26 protein-coding genes are annotated in these 26,925 nt (G+C 61.4%); 4 read left to right on the top strand and 22 right to left on the bottom strand.

Annotated features, from left to right (window positions below; genetic code table 11):
- The first annotated feature begins 17 nt into the window (after positions 1 to 17).
- The 3 genes from E0H22_RS07805 (at position 18) to E0H22_RS07795 (ending at position 3,225) form a co-directional block, all read left to right on the top strand.
- Positions 18 to 773, top strand: a complete 756-nt coding sequence (locus E0H22_RS07805) for a TlyA family RNA methyltransferase (protein ID WP_233025082.1) — start codon at positions 18 to 20, stop codon at positions 771 to 773.
- Complete coding sequence (locus tag E0H22_RS07800) at positions 766 to 1,989, top strand: class I SAM-dependent RNA methyltransferase (RefSeq protein WP_233025081.1); 1,224 nt, start codon at positions 766 to 768, stop codon at positions 1,987 to 1,989. Before E0H22_RS07805 ends, E0H22_RS07800 begins: the two co-directional genes overlap by 8 nt.
- A 69-nt stretch (positions 1,990 to 2,058) precedes the next feature.
- A complete protein-coding gene (locus tag E0H22_RS07795; RefSeq protein WP_233025080.1) occupies positions 2,059 to 3,225 on the top strand; it encodes an alpha/beta fold hydrolase in 1,167 nt (388 codons plus the stop codon).
- Positions 3,226 to 3,280: 55 nt separating this feature from the next.
- Here the strand turns inward: E0H22_RS07795 and E0H22_RS07790 are convergent, their stop codons facing one another.
- The 17 genes from E0H22_RS07790 to E0H22_RS07710 form a co-directional block, all read right to left on the bottom strand.
- On the bottom strand, positions 3,281 to 3,748 hold the full coding sequence (locus E0H22_RS07790) for a hypothetical protein (protein ID WP_430715229.1): 468 nt from the start codon (positions 3,746 to 3,748) through the stop codon (positions 3,281 to 3,283).
- A 13-nt stretch (positions 3,749 to 3,761) separates the two neighbouring features.
- Positions 3,762 to 4,580, bottom strand: coding sequence for a S1 family peptidase (locus E0H22_RS07785; protein WP_233025078.1), 819 nt, complete (start codon positions 4,578 to 4,580; stop codon positions 3,762 to 3,764).
- A gap of 7 nt (positions 4,581 to 4,587) precedes the next feature.
- The gene (locus tag E0H22_RS07780; RefSeq protein WP_233025077.1) at positions 4,588 to 4,968 is read right to left on the bottom strand and encodes a hypothetical protein; all 381 of its coding nucleotides are present in this window, start codon (positions 4,966 to 4,968) and stop codon (positions 4,588 to 4,590) included.
- 6 nt (positions 4,969 to 4,974) lie between these two features.
- A complete protein-coding gene (locus E0H22_RS07775) occupies positions 4,975 to 5,820 on the bottom strand; it encodes a lytic transglycosylase domain-containing protein (protein WP_233025076.1) in 846 nt (281 codons plus the stop codon).
- A 13-nt stretch (positions 5,821 to 5,833) separates the two neighbouring features.
- Positions 5,834 to 6,334, bottom strand: a complete 501-nt coding sequence (locus E0H22_RS07770; RefSeq protein ID WP_233025075.1) for a YbjN domain-containing protein — start codon at positions 6,332 to 6,334, stop codon at positions 5,834 to 5,836.
- Positions 6,335 to 6,345: 11 nt separating this feature from the next.
- Positions 6,346 to 7,386 (bottom strand): peptidylprolyl isomerase, encoded by a 1,041-nt coding sequence (locus E0H22_RS07765; RefSeq protein WP_233025073.1) that lies wholly within the window; start codon positions 7,384 to 7,386, stop codon positions 6,346 to 6,348.
- A gap of 20 nt (positions 7,387 to 7,406) precedes the next feature.
- Positions 7,407 to 8,000: a hypothetical protein gene (locus tag E0H22_RS07760; RefSeq protein ID WP_233025072.1), complete on the bottom strand. Its 594-nt coding sequence runs from the start codon at positions 7,998 to 8,000 to the stop codon at positions 7,407 to 7,409.
- Between the two features lie 2 nt (positions 8,001 to 8,002).
- On the bottom strand, positions 8,003 to 9,865 hold the full coding sequence (locus E0H22_RS07755; protein WP_233025071.1) for a putative porin: 1,863 nt from the start codon (positions 9,863 to 9,865) through the stop codon (positions 8,003 to 8,005).
- Positions 9,866 to 9,922: 57 nt separating this feature from the next.
- A complete protein-coding gene (locus E0H22_RS07750) occupies positions 9,923 to 10,645 on the bottom strand; it encodes a TonB C-terminal domain-containing protein (RefSeq protein ID WP_347340827.1) in 723 nt (240 codons plus the stop codon).
- Complete coding sequence (locus tag E0H22_RS07745; protein ID WP_233025070.1) at positions 10,642 to 11,124, bottom strand: hypothetical protein; 483 nt, start codon at positions 11,122 to 11,124, stop codon at positions 10,642 to 10,644. The genes E0H22_RS07750 and E0H22_RS07745 overlap by 4 nt, the downstream gene beginning before the upstream one ends.
- A gap of 7 nt (positions 11,125 to 11,131) precedes the next feature.
- Positions 11,132 to 11,536: an ExbD/TolR family protein gene (locus E0H22_RS07740; RefSeq protein ID WP_233025069.1), complete on the bottom strand. Its 405-nt coding sequence runs from the start codon at positions 11,534 to 11,536 to the stop codon at positions 11,132 to 11,134.
- A 6-nt stretch (positions 11,537 to 11,542) separates the two neighbouring features.
- Positions 11,543 to 13,510 carry a DUF2341 domain-containing protein gene (locus E0H22_RS07735; RefSeq protein WP_430715228.1) on the bottom strand — a complete coding sequence of 656 codons (1,968 nt, stop codon included), beginning with the start codon at positions 13,508 to 13,510 and terminating at the stop codon, positions 11,543 to 11,545.
- Positions 13,511 to 13,530: 20 nt separating this feature from the next.
- Entirely contained in the window at positions 13,531 to 15,324 is a 1,794-nt protein-coding gene (locus tag E0H22_RS07730) for a ShlB/FhaC/HecB family hemolysin secretion/activation protein (protein WP_233025068.1), read from the bottom strand.
- Positions 15,325 to 15,529: 205 nt separating this feature from the next.
- A complete protein-coding gene (locus E0H22_RS07725) occupies positions 15,530 to 16,492 on the bottom strand; it encodes a FecR family protein (protein ID WP_233025066.1) in 963 nt (320 codons plus the stop codon).
- Positions 16,493 to 16,792: 300 nt separating this feature from the next.
- On the bottom strand, positions 16,793 to 17,263 hold the full coding sequence (locus E0H22_RS07720) for an RNA polymerase sigma factor (protein ID WP_233026187.1): 471 nt from the start codon (positions 17,261 to 17,263) through the stop codon (positions 16,793 to 16,795).
- A gap of 186 nt (positions 17,264 to 17,449) precedes the next feature.
- On the bottom strand, positions 17,450 to 18,106 hold the full coding sequence (locus E0H22_RS07715; RefSeq protein WP_233025065.1) for an energy transducer TonB family protein: 657 nt from the start codon (positions 18,104 to 18,106) through the stop codon (positions 17,450 to 17,452).
- Between the two features lie 53 nt (positions 18,107 to 18,159).
- On the bottom strand, positions 18,160 to 18,831 hold the full coding sequence (locus E0H22_RS07710; protein WP_233025063.1) for an STN domain-containing protein: 672 nt from the start codon (positions 18,829 to 18,831) through the stop codon (positions 18,160 to 18,162).
- Between the two features lie 402 nt (positions 18,832 to 19,233).
- Between E0H22_RS07710 and E0H22_RS07705 the strand changes: the two genes are divergently transcribed.
- Positions 19,234 to 20,046: a Rossmann-fold NAD(P)-binding domain-containing protein gene (locus E0H22_RS07705; protein ID WP_233026185.1), complete on the top strand. Its 813-nt coding sequence runs from the start codon at positions 19,234 to 19,236 to the stop codon at positions 20,044 to 20,046.
- Positions 20,047 to 20,110: 64 nt separating this feature from the next.
- Here the strand turns inward: E0H22_RS07705 and ggt are convergent, their stop codons facing one another.
- From ggt to E0H22_RS07680, 5 genes are all read right to left on the bottom strand, one after another.
- Positions 20,111 to 21,688, bottom strand: coding sequence for a gamma-glutamyltransferase (gene ggt / locus E0H22_RS07700; protein ID WP_233025062.1), 1,578 nt, complete (start codon positions 21,686 to 21,688; stop codon positions 20,111 to 20,113).
- A gap of 174 nt (positions 21,689 to 21,862) precedes the next feature.
- Complete coding sequence (locus E0H22_RS07695; protein ID WP_233026184.1) at positions 21,863 to 23,038, bottom strand: ABC transporter substrate-binding protein; 1,176 nt, start codon at positions 23,036 to 23,038, stop codon at positions 21,863 to 21,865.
- A gap of 94 nt (positions 23,039 to 23,132) precedes the next feature.
- Positions 23,133 to 24,686, bottom strand: coding sequence for an AMP-binding protein (locus E0H22_RS07690; protein WP_233025061.1), 1,554 nt, complete (start codon positions 24,684 to 24,686; stop codon positions 23,133 to 23,135).
- Positions 24,687 to 24,816: 130 nt separating this feature from the next.
- Positions 24,817 to 25,803: an NAD(P)H-dependent flavin oxidoreductase gene (locus E0H22_RS07685; protein WP_233025060.1), complete on the bottom strand. Its 987-nt coding sequence runs from the start codon at positions 25,801 to 25,803 to the stop codon at positions 24,817 to 24,819.
- Positions 25,803 to 26,798, bottom strand: coding sequence for an NAD(P)H-dependent flavin oxidoreductase (locus E0H22_RS07680; RefSeq protein ID WP_233025059.1), 996 nt, complete (start codon positions 26,796 to 26,798; stop codon positions 25,803 to 25,805). Before E0H22_RS07680 ends, E0H22_RS07685 begins: the two co-directional genes overlap by 1 nt.
- Between the last annotated feature and the right edge of the window lie 127 nt (positions 26,799 to 26,925).

The raw sequence follows: 26,925 nt of genomic DNA, 5'->3' as shown, positions 1-26,925 counted from the left end.
CACTGTTCTCGACTGACATGACGAAATCCCCGACTTCAGCCGCGGCTTCGAAGAAGCGCGCCGATATGCTCCTCGTCGAACGCGGCATTTTTGAAAGCCGCGCCCGCGCCCAGGCCGCCATCGAGGCTGGCCTCGTGATCGCCAATGGCAAACTGGTCACGAAAGCTTCGGAGCTGCTGCAACCTGATTCCGAGATCGAAGCCGAGCCGGCACATCCATGGGTTTCGCGCGGCGGCGTCAAGCTGGCTGGTGCGCTCGAGCATTATCCGATCGAGATCGAAGATCACATCTGTCTCGATGTCGGAGCTTCTACCGGCGGCTTTACTGAGGTGCTGCTCGCCAACGGCGCCAGCATGGTGTTCTCCATCGATGTCGGAACCGGACAGTTGCATCCGTCGCTGCACGGTCATCCGAAGATCGTCTCGATGGAGGAAACGGATATCCGCAGTTTCGAGAATAGACGCCTGCCTGCGCGCCCTGATGTGGTCGTTATCGATGTCAGCTTCATCTCGCTGAAGACCGTGTTGCCTGTCGCGCTCTCGCTTGCGGCCGCACCGATGAGCCTGCTCGCGCTGATCAAACCGCAATTCGAAGCCGACCGCAAACAATCCAAGCGCGGCATCATCAAGAATGCCGACCTGCATCAGGCGATCTGCGACGACATCACCGCATTCGCGAAAGAACTCGGCTGTACCGATATCGAGGTCTTCCCGTCCTCGATCAAGGGCGGTGATGGCAATATCGAATTCTTCATGGGCGCGCGGCGTGGCTGAGCGGATCACGATCGATCATGTCGGCCATCGCGGCGATGGCGTCAGCATCGACCGCCCGCCAGCCTATGTGCCGTTCACTCTGCCCGGCGAAGTGGTCGAAGCCGAAAGTGACGACGGCAGATGCAGTCTCGTGCAAATCGAGCAGCCCAGCCCCGACCGTATCGATCCGTTCTGCAGTTATTTCACACGTTGCGGCGGCTGCGCCATCCAGCATTGGCGGCCAACGCCATATCAGGCGTGGAAGCGCCAGATCGTCATCGACACGCTGCAACTGGCCAAGATCGACTGTCCGGTCGATCCGATCGTGGACGCCCACGGCGCCGGCCGCCGCCGCGTCACGCTCCATGCACGCTACAAAGACGGCAATACCCTGGTTGGCTTCGCCGAAGCTGCCAGTCACGCCATTGTCCCGATCAATGCTTGTCCGATCCTCGATCCCGCGCTTGACGGCGCATTGAATGCGGCACACGCCATCGCCGAGTTACTGAAGCCCATAGCCAAGCCACTCGATATCCAGATCACGGCAGCAGACAACGGCCTTGATATCGACGTCCGTGGCAGCGGACCGATTTCGACTGCACTGATCTCAGAGCTCTCCGCTCTCGCCGCCGAGCACAAGCTCACACGGCTCACGCGACATGGTGAACTCGTTCTGATGCGCGCGCCGCCGGTGCTCACCATGAGCGCCGCCCGCGTGCCCCTGCCTCCCGGCTCGTTCCTTCAGGCAACGACGGCCGGAGAAGACGCGCTCGCTACGCTCGTGCTGCAGCACTGCAAGGGCGCCAAGACCATCGCCGACCTCTTCTGCGGCATCGGCCCCTTTGCGCTGCGCCTTGCAACCAAGGCCAGGGTTCATGCGCTCGACAGCGACGCAAAGGCCATCGCCTCGCTGCAGCAGGCTATTAAGGACACCAAAGGCCTGAAGCCGGTCAAGGCCGAGGCCCGCGATCTGTTCCGCCGCCCCCTGGTGGCGCAGGAACTGCGCGATATCGACGCCGTCGTGTTCGATCCGCCACGTGCCGGCGCGCAGGCGCAAGCAGAACGGCTCGCTGGCAGCAAGGTCCCGCTCGTGGTTGCCGTTTCCTGCAACGTGCAGACGTTTGCGCGGGATGCGAAAATCCTGATCGACGGCGGCTACACGCTTCAGAATGTCACGCCGATCGATCAATTCCGCCACACGCCGCATATCGAATTGGTGGCCCGCTTCACGAGATAGTTGCCATTTCGCTCGTGCTGCGCTGGAGTAACGGTGACGCTGCCGTACAAGAGCAGCATTGGAGGCAACGTGACCGTTCTCGATCCCCTCAGCTCCGACATTCTGCCTCCCGGCATTCGCTCCCGTTTCGTCGATGATATCAACGGCCTGCGCATGCATGTGCTGGAAGCCGGCTTCGAGAGCTCCGGTCGGCCATGCGTGCTGCTGCTCCATGGCTTCCCCGAACTCGCTTACAGCTGGCGCAAGGTGATGCCGCAACTTGCCGCCGCCGGTTATCACGTCATCGCGCCGGATCAGCGTGGCTATGGTCGCACCACGGGCTGGAGCGCCGACTATGACGGCGATCTGCGTCCGTTCAATCTGCTCAATCTCGTCCGCGACGCGCTCGGCCTCATCTCGGCCTTTGGCCTTCGCCATGTCCATGCCGTTGTCGGCCACGACTTCGGAAGTTCCGTCGCCGCCTGGTGCGCGCTCACGCGCCCCGATGTGTTCCGTTCCGTTGTGCTGATGAGCGCGCCCTTCTCGGGCCCGCCACCCCTCCCCTTCGATACGATAGCGAAGCCAGCCGTACCGAAGGCCGAAGATCCCGTCCATCGCGATCTCGCCGCGCTCCCGCGTCCGCGAAAACACTATCAATGGTACTATGCGACACGCGAGGCTAATGATCATATGCAGCATGCACCGCAAGGCGTGCATGATTTTCTGCGTGCTTATTACCATCACAAGAGCGCTGACTGGCCGGGCAACCGACCGGAACCGTTACAGGCCTGGACGGCGAGCGAACTTGCCAAACTTCCAACCTATTATGTGATGGACTACAACGAGACGATGGCTGAAACGGTGGCGAAGGAAATGCCATCGCGCGACGTCATCGCCGCCAATACATGGTTACCCGACAGCCAGCTCGCATACTACAGCGCCGAATATGCCCGCACGGGTTTCCAGGGCGCCCTGCAATGGTATCGCTGCAACACAACCAGCGCGTTCAATGCCGACTACGAGCTGTTCTCCGGCCGCACCATCGATGTGCCGTCCGCTTTCATCTCCGGCCGACAGGACTGGGGCATCTATCAGCGCCCCGGCGCCATCGATACGATGCAACGCAGCGCCTGTACGGATATGCGCGCCGTACATCTGATCGACGGTGCCGGTCATTGGGTGCAACAGGAACAGGCCGATGAAGTGAGCCGACTGCTGCTCGATTTCCTGGAGAACAGGAGGAGCGCTCCGCTCTGACGAAGGCAGCTTGCACGCATTCCGGTCCGAGTTCACGGACCGGAGTGGGCCGAGATCAATCCTTCGCAAGATTGAGCGAGAACCGCAGATTGATCGGCTGCAGCATTTCCGGTGGCGGCGCTTCACCGACATTGCCGCGGGTGAGCACGGTGCGCAAGTCACTGGTGGCGCGCTCGTCCTTGAACGGCGCAAACGACACCTTCTCGACGCTTCCGTCCGGATTGAGCCAGACCTTGACGACGATGGAAGCGGGCGCGCCATTCGCAGTGCCGCCGGTCTCTTTCAGCCAGGCACGAAAGCGGTTGGCGACCGCTTCGTCGGCTCCCATCCATTCCTCGAAGCGATATTTCACCAGCTTGGAGAATTGCCCCCAGGACGGCGGCGCCGCATCCGGGCTGCGGTAATCAAGCGCTTGCGCGACAACCGGCGTCGCCGCGATGGAGACCATGCCAAGAGATGCGAGCAATGTGCGAAATTTTCCCGGCTTCGCCGTGGCAGCGGATAAACCGTTCAATCGTGTCATCGCAATGGATCCCCTAATTCAGACAAACAACACGCGCAGAGATGCTCGCCGCCCGGTGCGCACGCGAGGCAGAACCGCTCAGCTGCGGACGATCGTCTTCCTGCAGCCGGACATTGTTCGAAGCCAGGAACGACTTGGCGCCGGCAGCAGCAACCGCCAGAACTCGATTGACGTTGGTCTTACGGCTGATGACGCCTTCAACCAGACCGCGCGAGTCCAGTACTGGAGCGCCGCTGGCACCGAAAGTAATGGCGGATGTAAGGGCAATATGCCCGCTTTCCTCGCCGCCCCACGTCTTGCTCACCGATGCATTAGCCAGCGTGCCGCCCCGTGTCACCGTTGTCGGCAAGCTCGCATAATCGGCGGCAAACACCATGTCATTGACTGATGAGGTGACGGTGCGCGGGAACACCGCGGCGATACCGCGCGTCTTCGGTGTCCTTAGCAATGCGAGGTCATAAGGCGAAGATGCCGCGATTAACCGTGCAGTCATGCTACGCCCTTCCTTGAGCACGACGATGCGGCCGCAGCCCTGAACCACATGCCGCGCGGTCAGTAGATGGCCTATGTCATCCACGAAGAAGCCCGTACCTGCACGCTCGCCGCGTTCGGCTGGCGGCAGGTCAGCACGCGTCAGCGGCTTGGGCGCCGCCAACGATGGCACTGCAGTACTCGTCGGCAACAGGAATTGCGACGATGCCGGCGATGTCGTGGAGACGATCACCACGGCCGCCGCCAACGCGCAAACATGGCGCCATTGATACAGGCTCGGACCACCCGTGGGTGCATCACCGCACATCGGCCCGATTCTGATCGGCGCTGGAACGGACATCGGTGATCTATTGCCGGGGCGTCGTGCCGAAGACCGGCTGTGGCACGCGGAATGGCACTACCGAGCGCCCGAAATTCGAGCCATATTGCTGCTGGACCGCAGGAATATTGACGATACCCAGCTTCGTATCCGACGAACGGGCGTCGATCGGCGGCAGGTTCAGGCTCGGAGCGACCTTGTCGACATCGCGGCGCAAAGTCTCGTTGAGGCAACCATAGCTGCGTGCTCCGCCGATCTCGACATCGACGCAACGTTCGAAAGTGCGCGTTGGAGCCTGCTGACCGCCGATGATCAGTTCTGGCTTCGGCTCCGCAGCTGGCGGCTGCTGCTGCGCCACGGCTGGCGTTACCACGACCACCAACAACAGCGCTGAGAGCCGAGCAATCATGGCGCATCACTTTCCTGGCGTTCGTGATGTGTTGACCTGAATGGCAACCTGCGCGAGGCGGTTGTTCAGAGTGGCGAAATCGACCCGGCCGACGCCACCGACGGTCAGACATCGTTTGCGGCAGCTCGCCATGGCGAGCGCGCTGCCTCCGCCGCCTGGACGGAAACCAAAAGTCGCGACCGGCACCGTGCCGGTTAAAGGATAACCTTTGGCGGCCAGGCGCGCGCGGGCCCTGACGCAGTAATCGACCGACAGCTGGGAGAACCGCGTCTCGCCATGCCCGGCACGATATTTCATCAGCGCGGTGCAGAGATCTCCGCCAGCCTTTGCCCAGGCCTGCGCAAGATACATCACCCCATACTTGATGTTGATTTCCGGCGCGGCGAATTCCGTCATCGAACCGGTAAACCCCAGCATCCGCGCTGTCGGCGGCATTACCTGCATCAGACCGATCTCACCATCGGCACCGATCACAGCCGGATTGTAACCACTCTCCACGCCCATGACGGCCTCGGCGACATCGGCCGGGAGACTGGTGTGACGCACCTCGCGCTCGATCAACGCACGGTACAGCGCGCGCGGACTGGCAGCGCTGACTGGCGTCGATAGAGCCGTCGGAGAGGATGGCGGTGCATCGGCGCGCGCGGCCTCAGGCTTTACAGCATCGGGCTTTACAGCGTCTGGCTGACCTTGCTGGACGGTCTCGACGGAGGCCACCCGCATCGTGTTACCGACCGGCTCCGCTTGAGCCGCGACAGCGAGGGCCGACAGCAAGCCGGCGGCAAGCATAGACGCAGCGCCCGAACGAAGGGCGCCACGATCAATGCCGAAAGCGGAACGGTCTGCCGTCATCAATCCACGCCCGTCAAGCTACCTTGGCTTCGGTAGGCACCTCCTCCGGTGCCGCCGGAGCGACATCGGCGGGCTTCTGCGAAGAGATCTTCTGAAGCTCCTCACGCAGATAGGGCACCAGTGCCTGCACCAGATGATCCCATATCTCGACCTGCGCACGCACATAGTTCGGCGCGACGCCACCGATCAGCGAGACATCCATGGTCATCGCGAGAAAACCCGGCACGAGCTGCAGGCGGCCGAAGCGGCGTAGCGCGTTCCAGCGGTTGACAATGTCGAGCGGCAGCTCGCCTTCGACGTTCAACCAGGCGCTGAAGGTGAAATCGACGAAGCTCTTCTCATCGGCCGCAAGACGATTTCCAGGACGGATATCGAAAGCGAAACCGGCGGTCGACGAACGCAGTAATGCGACATTGGCAGCGGCATCGGACACGAGCTCAACCCGGTAACCCGAGTTCTGCATCAGATCGCGCAACGATTCCAGCGTCAGGCTGGCGAGATTGGTATCGGACATGCTGATAATCCCTAGTTCTTCTTGCCATCGAGGAGCTTGGCGAGCGCCAGCTCGTTGATGATCGGCGGTTGCTGCTTCAGCAATTCGGCGAGATAGGTCTGCCGCAACTGGGCAGCGCGCTGCTGACGGATCTGGCGAACGAGCGCATCGCGGACTTCCGGCAGGGTGCGTGTATACGGCACTTTTGTGTCGATCAGACGAATGAAGTGAATGCCGTCGTCCAGCGTGATCGGCTCGGACACTGCGCCCTTGGCGAGACCCGCGATCTGCGTGCGGATTTCCGGGCGGATCTGGTCTTCAGGGAGAAGGCCAAGGTCTCCACCACGCTCGCCGCTTTCCTTCGCCGAGCTGTCCGCTCGGGCGATGGCCGCGAAATCCGCGCCCGGCGCCTTCAGCTTCTGCTGCACTTCCGCCACCTTCTTCCGGGCAGCATCCGCGGTCGCCTTGTCGGCATCCTTCGGCAACGCAATGTAGATCTGGCCGAGCTGATATTGCCGCGGAACCTGGAATGAGGCGCGGTTGGCATCATAGACTTTCTGCAGATCGTCCTCGCTCGGGAAATTCGCCGGCGGGTTCGAAACGGACTGCAAATACAGCTCGACCAGCGCGCTCTCGCGCACCTTCTCGAGCTGCGCTTCGACCTGCGGCTGCTTATCCCACTTTTTTGCAGTGAGCTCCTGCATGACGAGGCGGTTCGACAGCATCACGCGCACGGCCTGGCTGAGCAAGGCTGGATCCTGGGCCAAGGCGGCCTGCTCACGCGGGCCGAGTGTCGCGATAAAGGTGCGCATATCATCGGCGCTGACATCATTGTTGCCGACACGCGCTACGATTTCACCTGACGCCTTTGCGGTAGCGACGGTGTTTGATGCTGCGGGAATTGCGGCCGCTGGAGCAGCGGGAGCCGCAGCCGGACGGGCCGGCTGTTTCGCGGGAGCGGGAGCTGGTGCCTGCGCGACACGCGGCTGCGCCGGCTGGTGCGCCGTTTGCGCGTGGGCCAGCGACAAAGCGAAAACCGAAACGGCGGCAACACCGGTTGCCGTCGCGAGCATGAGGGAGGAGCGCAAACGCATTATTGAGTAACCTTCTGCTCAAGGAGTTTGTCTTCGTAGTCCTGCAGGATGTTCTGGATTTCGACACGGCGGACACCGGTCAAAGGCTCATTGATCACCGCGATGTCGCCGAAGGACACCCCTTCATAGCGACGCAGCAGCTCGCGCCCCACCTTCATAAGTTGGCTGTTCTTGGCAATGCAGCTCTTGGTGCTGGCCTTGTACGCCGTCGCTTCTCCCTCGAACTTGGCGCGCTCCGCGTCCTTGGCGCGCGCCACCGTTGCGGCTTCTTCATAGGCCGCCTTCCACTTTTCCAGCGTCTGGTTACGATCTTCCAGACGCTGGTTGAACTCGTCCACCGCCTCGCGGTGCATCTTCTCGGTCTCCTTGACCTGGGCCTTGGCCGCCGCGATCTGCGAATTGAGCGCAGCCTTCTCGCGTTCGGCTTCGGCGACCTTGCCCTGGAGGGACGCCCGCTGGTCTTCCAGCGAGCGCGTCTGGGCGGTCAGGCTGCGCAGCGCTTCGCGCAGTTTGTCGGTCTCCGATTGCGCACGGGCCTCGACACTGGCCAGTGACGCAACGATCGCAGCAATCGTCAGGATCTGTTTGCGCATGATCAGAACTTCGCATTCAGGTCGAACTGAACGATGTCAACCGAGTACGGACCGCCGGCAATGTTGTTGGCGCTCATGTAGCGGAGCGACGCCCAGACATTGTCGGAGAGGCCGAGATTGCCACCGATGAAGTATCCCTTGAGATTCGTACCGCCGAGGCCAAAGTCCGAGTCGACGAAGGCATCGATCATGGCGTCGGATTCGAGATACTTGTAACCAACGTGGACATTCCAGTCCCACAGAGTCTTGATCTGCTTGTGACCGACAGTCAGGCGGGTCATCCAGCCCTGATTGCCGCCATTGAAGGGGCCGGTCGTGCCATCGGATGTCGGAGCGGTATTATTAGCAATGGTTCGAGCAGTATAGGGGTTGTAACGTTCGAGACCGAGCAAGCTATTGCGGTTGAAAGCGGTATTATTCACGTATTCGCTGTCGATGACGATGTGGACAGGATGGAAGTCGCCCAGATCAACCTGACCGCTGACCACGACCGGACGGAACTGGCTGGCCAAGCCGAAATATTGATAGGCCGGCTGCTGAGCGGGATTCTGGAGCGAGAGATCCGGAAGAATGTTACGCAGTGTGTAGTAGGTATTCCCTTTCTGCGCGAAGGACGGACGGGTCATATCGGTATCGCAGACATCCGCAGGGCCGACATCGAAACAGGGTGACGATGCGCGGCCCTGAGTGTTGGTAAAGTCATAGTAGGCAACACCAAAACGAAAACTTGACTGCGGGTCAAACTTCACGCCTACACCAGCTTGTATGCCGTACATCCACTTGTCGTTGCTCGGATACTTGCCAGGCAGCCCGTCTCTGAAATCCTTTTGGTCGAGATTGTAACCGGCATTTAGGTCGCTGTTGAAGGTCGGGAACGCACCGGCCACAATGAACGGTGTCACCCCCGGAGCCACCTCATGCTTCAGTTGAGCGGCAAAACCGTCGAAGCCAAGATCGCGATACCAGACGAGATCAGTCGGCGACCAGAACGGATTATCAAAGCGACCCACTGAAAAACTGAAATCGCTCGACGGTTGGTAACGCACGAACGCCCGATCGATCCAAATCGCATACTTCGAGAAGTTTCCGCCATTGGCACCAAGACTTTGATTGAGTGATACCGGCGAATTGCTGTCGCCGCTGGCTAAACGAAAACCGCCGACCACGCTGTCTGCGACATCGATATCGGCGCCGACGCGCAGACGGATACGAGCGCGATCGCGATCCTGACTAGTATTTAGAGTAGGTGCGAAGTACGGATTGTTTTCCGATAGCTCGTACGGGTTGCCCGTATTGATGGCGTTAAAATTGACCAGACGTGGATCATTTCCTGTCGGGAAAAACTGACCTTCATAACGCGCACGCAGATCGCCGTAGAAGCGGATGCGCTGTGCCCATTCCGGATACTTACCTGGCGAAGCCCAGTTTTCCTTCTCGGCCTTGGCCATCACTTCACGCTTGATCTCGTCGCGCAACTGACGCTTCACGATCTCCGGAACGTAGGTGACATGCTTGGTGCCAGGAGGCGAGGCGGCGGCCGCCGCCGCGGTGGCCGCCTTCGCGGCTTCCTCGGCACGGGCCGATGCCCCCTTGGCAGCTTCACGCTGCACATAGGCCTCGTCTTCGGCCTGCTTGATCAACGCAGTGCCCTGCTCCTCGGTGATCACTCCCTGCTTGATCAGCAGGTTGACCAGACTCGTGGTCGAGTTCGGCGCGACCGGCTTTGCACGCGACACCTGGGGACGCTTGGCCTTGCCCGTCGCTTCGCCGTCCTGTGCCAGCGCCGGCACGGCGAGGGTCAGCGCGCACATCGATACTGCGAGCGGCAGCACGCGCCGGGCGGTATCGGTCTTTCTGTCGAACATCGGATCAAGTCCCCTGCTAGTCGAAGTGGTCGCTTGGCCGTCCCCCGGCCGCGCGAATTAGGTTGGCTTGCGTCCGGTCGCCCGGACATTGATGGGCATCGGCATGTCGTTCGGCGGCGGCTCCCGCAGCGTCAGCCTGCCGATGACATCGTTGCGAATGGCGGCGTCGACCTCGGCGCTGCCGCTCGAATTGACGAGCTCGACGCGATTGATGCGGCCGGTATTGTCAGCCCAGATACGGAACTGCAGCTGCATCACCGCATTCTTGGTCTTCTCGTTGGCGCGGATCGCCGCTTCGATCTGGGTCTGCACGATCGAGGCGTACCAGCCGAACTTGCTGCCGCCTCCACCGCGGCCGCCATAGGGGCTGCCGCCGACCTTGCTGCCGAGATTGAACAGGTCGCCCGGACCCGTGGCCTTGGCATCGAGCGACAGCGGGCCCGGAGGCTCCTCGCTCTTGGCGTCCTTCACCGGCTCGTCGGCCGGTTTTTCCGGTGGTTTCTCATCGAGCGGCTGCTCGATCATCTTGGTCTCTTCAGTGACCTTCGGCTGCTCGATCATCTTCTGTTCGGGCGGCGGAGGTGGAGGCGGCGGCGGTACGATGTTGACCACCGTCAACTCGCGCACCTGCTTTGGAGCCGGCATGTCGCTGCCGCTCATCACCAGGTACCAACCACCTGCGAACATCAGCATGACGAAGACGACCACTGCACCATAATGCAGATAGGCGCCGCGATTGCCGGCCTCGGTGTCCGCAATCTTTCCGGGCGGCTTCTTCACGATGCGGCCTCCAGCACGGCGTCATCGGAGAGTTTCTCGACGACATATTGCAAAACGAATTTCACCACAGCATCGAAATCCGTTGTCTGGATGATCATCCGCGTGCCACTCGGCGCCTCGATCACCAGATTGAACTCGGCGGTCGGCGCGTCGAACTCGACGAATGCACTTTCGTCGATGGACAGGCGCAGCGCTGGATGATGCGACAATAGGAGCGACAGACGTTCGCTGCGCGGCACCAGTTCTCCGACACGGCGGCGCAGCAGCTCGGCGAGCCGAACCAGCAATGCTTCGCCCCGCAACGGGAACGGCAGGACAATGCCCTGCTCCTGAGGAAGACTGGCATTGGCTGGCGATAGCGCGCCACTCTCCTGCACCGCTGGCTCGACGATCATCCTGGAGACGCCGCGACGCAGCCAGCCCCAAAGAGTCGCGAAGACGCCCTTGGTATGATCGTCGATGTGGCTGACGGTCTGCATTACGGCGTTACTTCACGAGAGGCTTGGTGGCGAGACCGACCTGCGACAGGCCGATGCGGCCCAGCAGATCGAGGACGTCCATCACGCTTTGGTACTGGGTCTGGGCATCGCCGCGCAGCACAACTGGGAATTCCGGCGTCAGCGCCTTCTGCTGCACCAGACGCTGCTCAAGCTCGGGCAACGTCACCGGAATGGTGTCGAGGAAGATCTTGCCGTCGTTGGAGACGGTGATCGCCTTCGTGGTCGGCGTCGCGAGGCTCGGAGCGGCAGATGCTTTGGGCAGATTGACTTTCTGCCCTTGCACCGTCGCGGTGGTCATCACGATAAAAATGATCAGCAGCACGTAAGCGAGGTCCAACATCGGCGTGATGTTGATATCATCGTACGGCTTACCTTTGCTCTGGAGCTGCATCGCCACTTACTCCGCAGCCTGGCGATGATCCGCGATCGACTCGCTGGAGTAGAACTCGGCCATCTTGGTCACGAACTCGTCGATGAACACCTGCATGTCCGAGGTCAGCTCGCCGATACGCGTCACCAGATAGTTGTAGGCGAACAGCGCCGGGATAGCGACGAACAGGCCGGCGATGGTGGCGACGAGCGCGGCAGCGATACCTGGCGCGATGGCGTTGACGTTGACGTCACCGCTTTCCGCGATGGCCGCGAAGGTGATCATGACGCCGACCACGGTGCCGAGCAGGCCGAGGAAGGGGCCGCCCGAAATCGAGATGGTCAGCACCACCATCAGCTTGTTGAGGCGTTGGCTTTCCTTGACGAACATGCTGTCGAGCGCGGCGCGAATTGCCGAGATCGATGCACCGTTCAGGCGGATCATGTCGCTATTGGCGAAGCGATTACTGATCTGCTCGGAGCCGACGTGGTAGATGCGGTACAGCGACGACGCACGGACCATCTGCGCTTCTTCTTCGCTGAGTTTGCTTCCGAGCACGGCGGCATTCTCGTCAATCTCGCCACGATCGAGCGCGGTGAGGTTGTCGGAAAGCTGGCGGAAGCTCTTCATGAAGCGGTCGTTCGCCTTCGCCTGCTTCTTCATATAGCTGACGCGGTCCCAGGTCACGATCCAGCTCGCGATGGCCATGACGATCAGGAGCGCGATCACGATCCAGCCGTCGATGGTGACCGCCTTCAGGATGATGGCGAAGTGGCCCGACAGCCAGCTGGCGGTCTCTTCATCATTACTGAAGGCGATCAACTTGGCGGGCTCGGTGCCTTGCTCGACTGCAGTGAATTTGATGAAGCCCGGCGAACGCGCGATCTTGGAGATCTGCAGTTCGTCAATGTCGCCGACGAAACCGGCCATCGCTGCAGCGACCGGAACTGAAGCAGGAGCTTCGGCAGCTGGAGTCCCGCCGTCCGCCGGTGGCGCTGCCGCGTCAGCTGCTGGCGCTGCCGGAGCGGCGGCCGGCGGCGGGGCATCGCCGCCGAGCCGTGCAACACCGGTCAGGGCCGGGACGGACGCATTGAGTACTGCGTAGGAGGCGCCGTTGAGATGCAGGGTGACGGTGCCGCTGGCGGCCACGACCGCCAGGTGATTCCAGGAATTGGCAGCAATCGGAGCGCCGGCGCCGGTACGCTGGGTGCCAGCGGCGTTGCTCACTTCGACGAAGGGAACGCCATTGTCCATGCCGATCACCAGACCGTTGGCGCCGTCACGACGACTGTAAAGAGCAGCATTCGGCTGTACCGCAGCCGGCTTGATCCAGACCGACAGGGTAAACGGTGCCCCCTCCGCCATGCCCAGCGACGGCGAAGCCGGCAGCGTGACAATGTTGCGACCGTCGAGGCGCAGGCCGGTGCCGATCAGCGAACCGTCAGCCGGCTGGCCGACACTCTGCGCGTTGTTGGCCCAGACCGATGCATCGATCGCCGGCGTGCCGCGCTCGTTGAAATGATAGACCAGCGCGGTGTCGGCATCGTAAGTGCCTTTGGAATCGTTGGCGGCCGCCGCTTTCTTGTTGCCGTAGTAGATCCAGAAATCCGACTTGGCGCCTGGTGCCACATTCGGCACCGACACCCAGACCAGCGCCTCACCGAGCAACGCATCCCACTTCTCGATGTGATGCTTCAATGGGGTCTTATCGTCGGTGGCGACGAAGCGCAGGTCGCTGCCGTCATCCTTGGCAAGGCTAAAACGGAAGTTGCCGGAATGCAGGCGCACCAGCACCGGGACTGTACCGATCGGATCGGTGATGTTGGCACCTGTGGCACTCGCATCGATATTGATCTTCTTGCGCAGCTGCCATTCATCGTTCCACCAGGCATTCGCCGTGGACGGAAACAACGTCATCGCCGCGGCAAACCCGAGCACGAGGCCCGCAGCCGCATTCTTCATTCGCCGGCGCAAATCCGAGACGCCCATGCTCATGTGACCGTTCCCCATCGTCATCAGAATTCACCCCAGATACGGAAGTTCACGCGCCCAGAATTGGCATGCGTGTAAGCTTGGCTGATCATCGGCACCGAATAGGCGATGACGCCATTGAAGCCTTCGAAGACCTTGAACCGAGTGCCAGCGCCGTAGCTCCAGACGTCGAACCGCGTCTGCTGTTCGGGCAGCGGGCGCTGCACGCGGACATGACCGGCATCGACGAAGCCGAAGAAGCGCCACTCGTTAAAAGTCGTGAAACGTGGATTGCCCTGCCCTGTCTCATCCTTCATTTCCTTCTGCAGCATGCTGCCGACATCGGGAGAGCGGATTTCGATGTTTCCGACGATGCCGTCATCACCGAGCACTTCGGATTCGAGATAGCCGCGAACCGTATCCATGCCGCCGACGCTGAACTGCTCGCTCGAGACCTGCGGACCGTCGGAGACCTGCGCCGCGACCTTGGTCCAGAACTGGAATCCTTCCGGCAGCTCGTGCGTATGGGCGAGATCGACGTTCAGATGCGTGAAACTGCCGGACGCCCAGGCGCGCTTGTTGTCGAACTGGCGCCAGTCATCGCCCGCTGGTCGCATGGCCGCGGTGATCGACGCGTTGAGCTGGGTCAGCGACTTCTCGCCCTGGAACGTCGCGCCATAGCTGGCGACCGCCGGGAAATAAGTGATCGGTGTGCTGAAATTGTTGATGCCATCGACGGTCGGCGCCGTGCTCCGCATCGTCTGACCGAAATGCTTGTAGTCCACACCCATGGACAGCGTATGGAAGAAGTTTTCGCGAGCCGGCAGCGTCATGACGGCGCGGGCACCGATGATCTCGCCGGGGCCGACAACATTCATACCACCGACGGTGGCGACATCGCTGCTCGACTTCACGCCGTAGACGAGCGCGGTCAGCCAGTCGATGTCCTCGAAACGCGCGAGATACGACGCCGAGAAGACTTCGGCATCCTTCGAATTTTCCGGCGCGACCTGATAGGTAAAGCTGAACGAATGGCCGAGCTGCCACAGATTGTCGTAACGCGCCGTGCCAATGAGCCTCGACCCCGTCGTATTCGGCGAGCGGCGATTGTTGAGTTCCACGCTGCCATGGAACGGCGCTTTGTCCTCGACATTCAAATCGACATCGACCGTGCCCGGCGTGATACCCGCCCGCAGCGCCGGCGTCACGCGACGATCTGGCCACTGGTTGAGACTGACGATATCCTTGGTGACCGCGTTGAAGTCCGGCACGGTCCCCGGCTTCAGCGACGGCGCCCTGTCCTTGACCTTGTCGAGATCGAAGTAGCGCGAATTTTTCACGCGCAACTGGCCGACTTTCATCTCGGTAACCTTCAGAATCACTCGACCGGTGAGCGCATTCTGCTGTGGGACCGATACGCTGACAGTCTGGAAGCCCTTGTCGTGATAGGCCTTTTCGAGCGCCGCCCGAGCTTTCTCGACATCGTCTGCGGTACGGTTAGGGCCGAGGAAGGGATAGATCGCCTCTTCGACGTCGATCTGCGGCAGCTTGTCGGCTCCCTGCACGGCAAAGTCGTCGATATCGAAACGTTGCAGCGGCGCGGCAGGTGCAGCCAGCGGAGTTTCGGCCGTGGTTTTGTTACCGGCAGCCCTGCCACCGCCCGCCTTCGCATCGGAAGATTTCGTTTCCGCCTGCGGGCTTGGCGCCGCGCAAACCGACTGAGAAGCGCCAAAGAATGCGCTGATGCTTGCAAGCATCAGGACTGCCGGAGCCGAAGATTGCAGAAACCGCCACTTCGGCAGCTTCGCACCGACATCGTCTCGGAGAAAAAAAAGCATGTATCAAGCCCATAAGAGGGCACACGGACGACGAGCCGCGCGCTCGCAATCAGGTCCCTACGTCCTGAAGACGTTTGGGCGACGTTCAACCCGCAAAGGAAAATTAAGAAGAACGTGCAGACCGAATCGCTTGGTGACAAAGGTGATAGAAATGCCACACCGCCGGCCGCGTCGCCAACGAACGGCAAAAAATTTCAGCGCACTGTCAGCTGAGCAGAACGAGGCCGCCGGGCAACGCCCGCACTTTCACCGCGTAGAGCTGACGAACCTGAGCGACGAAATCGTCAAGCTTATCGATATGGAAGGTGCCATTGACCAAGCGTCGCCCCAGCTCAGTACTGGTCACAACGATCTTGCCGGGACGATAGCGATTGATTTCGCTGACCACCGCTGCAAGTGGCTCGTCCTTGAAAACCAACAACTTATCCCGCCACGCCGCGAGCATATCGGGATCGGCGACGGGGACAGGCTTACCGAGCGGCTCCGACGCTGAATATGCAATCTGCTGGCCGCTGGTCAGCTCGACGCTGCGTCCGCCATGACTCACAGTGATCGAACCCTGAATACAGACGGCGAGCACGACACCATCAATACAGCGGACATTCACTTCCCCCGCCGATGACGCGATCTGGCCATCCGCAGCAATCACCACCAGCGGCTCTGACACGAGACGCCGTGAACTGATTGCAGCTTCTCCGGAAATCAACTCGATGCGGGGATTGATACCGCTACCACGAACCGCCACGCTCGTTTGCGTATTGAGTTTGAGCGACACATTATCCGTCAGCGCGACATCAAGCTGTTCGCCTTTCGCCGTGCGATAGTCCGCTGACATTTCCGCCAGCGAGGGCCACAGCTCCAGCGGCGGCTTCACCACCATATAGCCCGCAACGGAAGCAGCCAGCGCACCGCCGATCAATGCGCGCCGCGTGACGACGCGCCGGGCCACGAACGGCCGAACCTTCCGGCGCTCGAGCTCTGTCCCCATAACGCCAAGATCGCGATAAATGCGCGCAGCCTGCCGGAATGCCGCCTCATGCGCAGGACTCAGCGCACGCCAGCGCTGCAACCGCTCGGCATCACCAACGGTCGCTCGCCCCGAGCGCAACAATGCAACCCAGTCGATTGCCCGATCGAGCAAATCGTTATCGTCCTTCGTCTCAGTCACCCGGGCACAACCAGCAGCCCACGATCAACGCGATAGCCTCTCGCGCTGAGACGTTTAGAAACTGGACTGAAGAAATGATGCGGATCATTGATGTCGCGGTTTCCGACGTGACGAATCGAAATGGATGACAGTGCCTTCTCGATTAATAGACGGTTGAGGCCACGCTATCCCGCAGCCGAATCGTCGCTTAATGGCACAGATTTTTGTGGCCCGATAGTTTCGAGCCAACTCCAGCAACAACCCGTAAAGAGAAATCTTGCCGGAGTCCTCGCCTGCCATGAGCGGCAGGTCCTTCGATCGTTAGCGCGGGCGGGGCCCCCCGGTCCGTCTGATCAAAGTGCGGTCAAGCCGCTGCGCACAATGCTTCAACGCATTGCGCAGATCGATTTCAACCGTTCTGACACTCACGCCCAATTGCGCGGCGATTTCGTGGTCCGGCTGCTTCTTCACAACTGCAGCCATGAACACCTGGCGCGCACGCGCCGGCAATTCCGCCAGCGCACGATCGAGGGCTTCGATATCCTGACGCCCCTCCATGACTGCGGCAGCGTCTGGCGTATCATCCGGAATGTCGAGCAATGCGTCGACAGCATCGAGGCTAAGATGACGCTGTTCGACTCGGCGACGGTCGGTGGCAACATTGAGCGCGATGCGAAACAGATAATCTTTCGGGCTCTGGACCGCCGGAGCATTCGACATCCGTTCGACGCGCAGAAAAGTTTCCTGCAGGGCATCGCCCGCTAGCTCCGAGGAGCCGAGCTTTCGCGTCAAACGTCTGAAAAGGCCGGTATAATCGGCCGCCAGGACGTCGCGCAACGTTGTACGATCTACCCCACTCAACGGTTACCGCCTTGTACACGAACCGATCACGACCTCAGCAGGCAGGGTGTTACCGTCCGCTCATGACAAATTGATTACGGAACAACGAACCAATTTCCCGGGGCGGCAGGATTTCGTTCAGCGTGCATCAAATGCAACAGGCAGCAACACCGTAATGAGATCGGGCATCTCGGCCGGAATACGCGGTAGCGGTTGCGCGCGCCGAATCGTTTCCATCGCTTCCTGATCGAGCAGCGCCCGTCCTGAACTCGTTTTCACGTCGAGGCGGACCAGCGTGCCATCCCGACGCATAGCAAACAGCACGAGCACCTTCCCACTCGCGCCGGGATCGCGTTGGTAGCGTTCGATATGCGTTTGTAACTGCTGCTGAAAGCGCGATGCCGCTCCTGCAGAAATCGCCTGCCGTTGTCCGCCCCCTGCCGGTCTCTGGGCCGGGGCAGCAGCCGGTTGCGGTCGCATCAGCGGTTGCGGCGGAGCAATCTCCTGCTCAACCGGCGCGACACTCTGCTCCGAGATCTTGGCTTCCGTCTGGAAATCGACAATCGGCGGATTTGGTTGCACCGACGCCTGCCTGACCTCCATTGCAGGGGACGGCGTTGCAATCAGCTCGACCTGTATCGTCGAGTGCCCTTGCCGAGCGGCCGGACCGACCGGCACCTGATGCAGCCAGTAGACGCCCGCCACCACCAGCACAGGCACGAGCACCGCACTGCCGACGAACCAGCGCCACGTGCCGGATGTGGAGTCCGTATAGAGATCGAAATCAGGATCCAATCCTGCATCTCCGGATCTCTGCCAGATCGTCGATGATCGCTTGCCCGCCATCTCTAGCGTACCGTGATCATGACCGTGACGGGCTGAGGCGTATTGGCTGGCGGCGCCTGGCTCACCTGCATGCCCTCGAGCACACGCGCGATGGTCTCGTCGCGTTCCTGATCGCCGGACGACCGGAACAATTCGGTCTTGCGCACGGTGCGCGGGTTATCGATCCACAGCTTGATGCCCGCACTGTAAGCGCCGTTGCGTGTCTTCGCGTCCTTACGCAGCGCGTGCTGGATGTCGGACTGGATAATGCCACTATAAGCACGCAACTGCGACGGATCGCTGCTTGGTCGTTGCCTGCGCACCACCAGGGTGTCGAGGGTGAGATCGACCTGCCCGCCGAATACGGCTTCCGGCGGGGCGTCGGGATCGGCAGACGCCGGCACCAACGTAATGGAGTTGGAACGCGTATAGCGGATCACCAGATCCGTATCCGCAATCAGCATGCGCAAGGCGGCATCGCGCGTATACTCGCCTTCGACCGGTACCGAGAGACGCTTCCCGGCAGCATCGCTCTCATAGAGCAATTGCACGCCAGTGACCTTGCTATAGGTCTGCAGTGCGGCCGCCAGCGGCTGGCTCGGAATCTTGAAATTGATCGATGCATGCTGATGTGGATCGTCATTCGCCGCGATCGCCGACACTATAGCACCGCCTGCAAGGATGGCAGCGATCACCATCAACGCCTGAATGCGGCATCCAGAGCGCAAGCGACCAAGACCCCGTGCCAACGCATCGAAGCCCCTCCCCGGATTCAGGTCACCCAAACGCTGACTGAGACGCATCCTGCGGACTTCGAATGAAACAACCCGACACAACGTCGCGATTGTGCGATGCTGCATTGCGTCGTTCTTATCGAAGCAAGCCAACGGCAGCAAGCACCACAACACCGGAATAGAAATCTGGATTAAATGACAATCAGATGACAAAGACGGACGGAGAAGACACACTCGTCTTGTCCTTGTGCCATTGCTGTCGTCAGCACGTCATCCGGCGATGACGACCAAATATGGATACTTATCTTGCGCAAACGTCTGTTCGTTTTCGGACTTGGCTATAGCTGTCTTTACTTCATCCGCATGCATGCCGCTGCTTTTGCCGAGATCGCCGGCACAGTACGCACCGAAGAGCGCCACGCATCTCTCGCAGATGAGCCGCTCGATATACTTCTATTCGACGATGCGCATGCCGCCCCAGAAATCACGGAGCGTATCGCGCGCGCCGATCTGATTTTGACTTCGGTCCCACCCGGAAAAAGCGGTGATCCCGTGCTGGCGCAATTCGGAGAGCAGATCGCGGGGAACCAAGCGCGCGTGATCTATCTCTCGACCGTCGGCATCTACACCGATCATGCCGGTGCGTGGATCGACGAAACCGCGGCCGTTGTTCATGACGACACCCGTCGCGGCCTGCGCGTTCGCGCGGAGACGGCGTGGCAAAACACGTGCGGGGATCGCCTTCGCATTCTTCGCCTTGCCGGCATCTATGGCCCCGGTCGTAACGCGCTTGTCAATCTCGCCAACGGCAGCGCGCATCGGATCGTTAAACAGGGGCAAGTATTCAACCGCATTCATGTCGACGACATCGTGCGGGCGATCGCAGCCGCTGCCGAACATCCGCATGCCGGCATCTGGAATGTCTGCGACGACGAACCAGCGCCGCCGCAGGATATCGTCACTTACGCGGCCGGCCTCATGCAGATTCCGCCGCCTCCCGAACAGGCCTTCGAGACCGCCGATCTCAGCCCGATGGCCCGCAGCTTCTACGCATCGAACAACCGTATTTCCAATACACGGCTGAAGAACGAACTGGGTATCGGCCTGCGGAACCCGAACTACCGCAGCGGACTCGATGCACTATGGAACGCGGGTGAAGGCCGGACGCCGCCCTGAACTGAGAATCTGGCGAACGTTCTTACCGATCAGCTGTTCCATCCTCGACGAATATTGCTTTCGATCAGAAGCCGAGCGCCATACCGTCCTTGCGGTGGTCCGATGCGCCAAGAAGAACGCCGCGCTGATAATCGATCCGGATCGCCTGGGCGCCGCCGATGCCGGTATCCATCATCTGCAGTGTATGGCCGCGCGCCACGAGATCGTTGCGCACGGCCTCGGAGATGGTCTTTTCGAGCTGCAGCACATTGTTGGTTGCGAATGAGCGCGGCGCCTCGGCTGCCTCCTGAATGTCCATCTTCAGGTCGAGCACATTGGAGATGAACTGGGCATGGCCGGTGGCCTGATAATGCCCGCCCATCACACCGAACGGCATCACCGCGCGCCCATCCTTCATCAGCATGCCCGGGATGATCGTATGCATCGGCCGCTTGCGCGGGCCGAGCGAATTCACGTGACCGGGCTTGGCGCGGAAACTCCAGCCGCGATGATGCAGCAGCACGCCGGACTTCTTGGCATAGATGCCGCTGCCGAACGGGCCGAACAGCGAATTGATCAGCGACACCGCATTGAGATCGCGGTCGACCACGGTGAGATACACCGTGTCCTTGTGGATCACGGAATCCCATTCCTCTTCCGGGGATGCCTTCTTCATGTCGATCTTGGCGCGGAGGTCACCGATGAACTTGTCCGACAGGAAGCGTTCCACATCGGTCGGCGCAATCGCCGGATCGCAGAAATAGGCATCGCGGGTGCGATAGGCCGCCTTGGTCGCCTCGGCGAGTACATGGATGCGGTCGGCCTCGCTCAAGCTCTTGATGTCGAAGCCCGCCAGCATGCGCAGGATCATCAGCGCCGCCAACCCCTGACCGTTGGGCGGGCACTCGACGACATCATAGCCCTGATAATTGGTCGAGATCGGCGTCACGTAGTCCGAGCGCTGTGCGTCGAAATCGTCGGCCTCATGGGCGCCGCCGACGGCGCGCAACGTGGTGATGATGTCGTCGGCCACCTGTCCCTGATAGAAACCGTTGCGCCCTTCGCGGGCGACACGGCGCAGTGTGGCAGCAAGCGCTGGCTGCACGCGCTTGTCGCCGACGGCCGGCGCATGGCCGCCCGGCAGATATTGCGCGGCACAGTCAGCATGCGCTTCCAGCTTGCGGCGCCATTTAGTCCAGTCGGCAGCCACGCGCGGCGTGATGATAAAACCGTTCTCGGCAGCGTTGATCGCCGCGGCAAAAACCTCCGCCAGCGGCTTTGAGCCATGATCCTTGCTCAGCGTGCACCATGCATCGATCGCGCCGGGTACGGTGACGGTCTCGACGCAGGTTTCCGGAATGTCCCGTGCGCCGCTATTGGCATATTTCTCGGAATCGATCTTCGCCGGGGTGCGGCCGGAACCGTTCAGCGCGATCGGGGCGCCCCCCTTGGGCGAATAGAGCGCGAAACAGTCGCCACCGATACCGGTCATGGCCGGATCGGCCACGCATTGCACGGCCACCGCCGCCAGCGCCGCGTCGATGGCATTGCCGCCTGACTTCAGCATCTCCACCGCGGCCAACGTCGCCAGCGGGTGCGAGGTTGCGGCCATCCCGTGCTCGGCAACGGCGACGGAACGGGCAACGGCCATGAAGTCACGCATGATGGTCCTCGTAGAGTTGGTATACCACAGTCTGCGCCCCCAATACATCCCGGGCGGGCATTTGTGAATGGACCTCCGCGAGCAAATGTCGTCCATCCCGTGCCACGCAAAAAGGCACGGCGGCGCCGTTCCCGGCACCGCCCGTGCTGGACCAATGCTGCACTGCCATATGGCTCAGTCGGCGATCTCGATCTTGCCGCCGTCGATGATATCCCCGAACAGCTTCCAGCGTTCGCCCTCGAATTTGACGAGTTGCAGCTGCTCGACGGGATAGTGATCGGTTATGGCCGTGTTGACGGTGATGCCCGGCAACAGCATATCGAGCTTGACGTCCTTCAGGCTGCTCGCGGCCTCCATCACGCGCGCGCGGGTGACGTCCTTCCCGAGCCCTTTCAGGATCTGCTCGATCACCTGCGCCGAATTATAGCCGCTCACAACATTCAGATCGTGCTGGTCGCCCTTGGGATAGTATTTCTCCATGAAGGCCCGCCAGCGCGCGACGCCTTCGTCCCTGGCCCATTGCGGATCATCCGGGTCCTTCTGAAACGCGCCGGAAATCACACCCTGCACATTCTCGAAGCCGGCATTCTTCATCACCGCCGCCACCGATGACGAGGCGCCCGCGATGAAAGTTAGCGGCTTCCAGCCGATTTCGGCGCTCTTGCGCAGCGCCTGGGCGCTGAACTTGTTGGACGAGAACAGCACCAGCACATCGGCACCCGACGCCTTGAGATTCATCACCTGCGAATCCACCGTCGGCATGCTGACCTCATAGCCGGTCTCTGCCACGATCATCTTCTTGCCGGCCTCGCCGAGGCCCACGCGCAGGCCGGTGAGATGATCCTTGCCGAAATCGTCATTCTGATAAAGCACCGCGATCTTCGCGTCGGACTTCGTCTTCAGCAGATACTTCGCATAGATCTGCCCTTCGGTCTGGTAGCTGGTGCGAAAACCCATGGTCCATGGATTCTTCTTGTGGTCGCCGAAGATCGTGCCACCGGTCCCGACAAAAAGCTGCGGCACCTTCTTGATGTTCATGTATTTCATGATGGCGACGTTGGTCGGCGTGCCAAAGGTGGAGAACAGCATCAGCACCTCGTCGCTTTCCACGAGCTTGCGCGCCTGCTCCACCGTCTTCGGCGGCGAATAGCCATCGTCATAGGAGATCACCTTGATGGTCCGGCCATTGATCCCGCCTTCGGCATTGACCTTGTCGAAATAGGCGATGCCGGCCATGCCGCTGGTCGCATAGGACGACGCCGGCCCGCTGAACGGCAGGATCGTGCCGAGCGTGATCTCCTTGTCGGTGACACCCGGCGATTGCGCCCAACTTGCCGTCACGCTGCCCATCAGAGCGATCGCCGCGATTGCGCCGCGCGCGATATTTGCCTGTCCTGTCACCTGTCTCTCCCTTGTGTTGCTGCCCTTTACGGCAATCGTTGTTTCAGCCGACCTGGCGTTTCTGATCCGACCAATAGCTGGCGCGGATCGCCTTCTTGTCGATTTTTCCAAGCGGCGTCTGCGGGAGGGCATCGACGAAGGCGATCTGCTTGGGCGCGTGGAGGCTGCCCTTGCGCTCCTTCACCAGCGCGATCAGTTCCTCTTCCGACGCATTGCTGTCCCGTCGCCGCACCACCAGCGCGAACACGCTCTCGCCCCACTTCTCATCGGGCACGCCGATGACAGCCGTCATGCCCACTGCCGGATGCGCCGACAGCGCATCCTCGATCTCGCGCGGATAGACGTTGAAGCCGCCGGAGACAATCATGTCCTTCTTGCGATCGACGATATAGAGCCGGCCTTCCTCGTCGGCACGGGCGATGTCGCCGGTATGCAGCCAGCCGCCGCTCAGCGCCTGCGCGGTCTGCTCCGGCTGCTTCCAGTATTCCGACATCACCAGCGGCCCGCGCGCGCAGATCTCGCCGGGTTGGCCGGGTTCGACATCATTGTTGTCGTCGTCGAGCAGGCGCACCTGACAGATCGCCGTCGGAAAACCGCAGGCCTCGAACAGTTCAGGCCGCCTCAAGTCATGGTCGCGCTTCGGCAGCGTGGCGATCGGATAGCATTCGGTCTGGCCATAAAGCTGCGAGAACACGGGCCCTAGCCGCTCGATGCCTTCGCGCAGCCGGTTCGGCGACATCGCCGAGGCGCCGTAAAGCAGAAGTTCGAGCGACGACAAGTCATGCTTGTCGATGTCGGGATGATCCAGCACGCCATAGATCATGGTCGGCACCATCAGCGTGAAGTTGATCCGCTCCTTCGCGATGGTGGCGAGCAGGACTTCGGGATCGAACCTGTCAAGCAGATGCACGGTGCCGCCGCGCAGCAGAGTTGGCACCACGTTGGTGCCGGACACATGGCTGATCGGCGCCACCGCGAGATAACGCGGAATGCTCGGCAATTCGAATTCGCTGAGCACGCTGGCCGCCATCGCCGCCATGGCGCCGGACGAGCGCAGCACGCCCTTGGCGCGGCCGGTGGTCCCGCCGGTATAGTTCAGAGATGCGATCATATGCGGCTGCGAGAGATCGGTGATGGAGGACGTGCCGCCCGCTTCGATGGCTGCGAGTGCATCGGTGCCGTAAGGCGCAGGTCCGAGCGTGAGGATTTTCAGATCCGGCAGCCCGGCCTGCAATTCGGCGCCACGTGCGAGATAGTGTGAGCTATCAAGCACCAGCACGACGGCTTCGGAATCCTCGATCTGAAAGCGATGCGCCTCGGCCGAACCCAGCGCATGAAGCGACGTGACCTTCGCCCCGAGCCCCTGCGCGGCGATGCCAAAGCACCAGGTCTCTGCGCGGTTCGAGGTGAGCAGCGCGACCGTCGAGGTCGGCGTCACGCCGCTCGCCGCGAGCAGCCTCTGTGCACGCGCTACAAATTCCAGCGTTGCGGCGCCGGTCCATTCCACGGTCTTGGTCTTGAAGGCAATGCCGCGACCGTGGCGCAGCAAGGCCCGCGTCGTCAGCGCGAAATTGGTGGGAGATTCATGTACGCTCATGCGTTCCGCCCTGTTTTTTATTCGTTGTTCGTAGGAGGGTAGAGCGCAGGCGCGTTAGCGGCGGAGCGAAACCCATCAGCCGAGTCCGCGACAATCGACGGAATGATGGGGTTCGCTACGCTCTACCATCCTACTTCTTTTCCAACGTCTTCAACGTCGCCTCACGCACCGCCTCATATTGATCCCGTGTCCGCGCAACCAGCGTCGCCACCGGTTCGATGGCATGCACGCCCGACACCGAATGCCCCGCACTCCACGTATCGCGCCAGCGCTTCACGCCGGAGGTGCCGTTGCGGCCATACAGGGCGTCGGCGCGCTCCTTGGTCATGTCGGTCGGCAGGTTCTTCGGATCGAGGCCGGCGGCGACGATGGACGGGATCAGCGTATTGGTTTCGAGCCCAGTGAAGGCGCGCGACAGCAGGATGTCGTCGAGTTCGGACGATACCAGCATCGCCTTGTAGTCCGGCTCCGCCATGCTCTCTTCGGTCGCGATGAATTTGGTCCCCATATAGCTGAGATCGCAGCCCAGCACTTCGGCGGCAAACACTGCTTCGCCGTCCGATACGCCGCCGGCCAGCACGATCGGCCCGTCCCAGAACGCGCGCACCGCGCGGGTGAAGGAGAACCCATTGACCCAACCGGTCTGTCCGCCCGCACCTGCGGTGAGCAGGATCAGGCCATCGACGCCCGCCGCGATCGCCTTCTTGGCATGGCGGATCGACGCGACATCGGCAAATACCATGCAGCCGGCCTCGTGCAGCGGACCCACGACGGCGTCGGGCGGACCAACGCTGGTGATCACCATCTCGCAGCCCTGCCGGATCACCGCGGCGACATCCTCCTGCAACGTTTCGCGGCGGATGATCAGGTTCGGGCAATACGGCGCGTCGTCCGGTCCCAACGCATCGGCGATCCGCTGCAGCCATCCGGCGAATTCCGCATCGCTGCGGCAATTCGCGGTGGGGAACGCGCCGATCACGCCGGCCTTGCAGGACGCGATGACAAGATCGGTCCCCGACACGCGAAACATCGGCGCCGCAATCACTGGCACCGATAGCCGCGGGCGCACCTTCTCCGCAAACCACGCCGCGGCAGCTTTGCCGAGACGATCCGCCATCAGGCCGCGACCGCCCGCCGCACGGCGATCTGCTTGCCGCCGAAATCAGCGATGGCCCGCGCATATTCGTCGCGTAGCCGCTCGACAACGGTGGCCACGTCCGGCGCGTCCTTGATCGAGCCGAGCCCCTGTCCCGCGCCCCAGATGTCCTTCCAGGCCTTGGCCTTGGTGTTGCCGCCGGAGCCGAAATTCATTTTCGATTTGTCGGACACCGGCAGATTGGCGGGATCGAGCCCGGCTGCGGCCAGCGACGGCGCGAGATAATTGCCGTGAACTCCGGTGATCAGGTTGGTATAGACGATGTCGCCGGCGGCATAGTCGATCAGCGACTGTTTGTAGCCCTCAACCGCATTGGCTTCCCGCGTGGCAATGAAGCGCGTGCCCATATAGGCCATGTCGGCACCCATCATCTGCGCGGCGGCGATGCCGTAACCATCCGCGATGGAGCCGGACAGCAGGATCGTACCCGAGAACCACTGGCGCACTTCGCGCAGCAATGCGAAAGGCGACAACGTGCCGGCATGGCCACCCGCCCCGGCACAGACGAGGATCAGGCCATCCACGCCCATCTCGGCCGCGCGACGCGCATGCCGGATGGTGGTGACGTCGTGAAACACCTTGCCGCCATAGGAATGCGCGGCATCGACGACCGACTGCGGCAATTGCAGGCTGGTGATGATCGCCGGCACTTTATGCTTCACGCAGATTTCCATATCTGCATGCAGGCGATCATTGGAGGGATGGCAGATCTGGTTCACCGCATAGGGCGCGACCGGCAGATGCGGATTCTTTGCGGCATATTCAGCGAGTTCGTTCTCGATCCGCGTCAGCCACTCGCCGAGCACGGAGACAGGGCGCGCATTGAGCGCGGGGAATGAGCCGACAATACCTGCTTTGCACTGGGCGATGACAAGTTCCGGTCCCGAGACGAGAAACAGCGGCGAGCCCATCACAGGCACGGACAGACGGTTCTGAAAGATCGACGGCAGCGACATGAGTGTTCCATCCCGGTTTTGATTGGGACGGATGATAGCGGGAAACGCCGGGGCGGAGAGCTTCAAATATGGAGATGCTGTCCGCCATATTTGGAAGCCACCACACTCGGTCCCTCATGGTGAGGAG

Source organism: Rhodopseudomonas boonkerdii, assembly GCF_021184025.1.
In the GTDB taxonomy this organism is placed as follows: domain Bacteria; phylum Pseudomonadota; class Alphaproteobacteria; order Rhizobiales; family Xanthobacteraceae; genus Tardiphaga; species Tardiphaga boonkerdii.
Note: the sequence above shows the minus strand (reverse complement) of the source record. Positions and strands in the feature narration are given on the sequence as shown.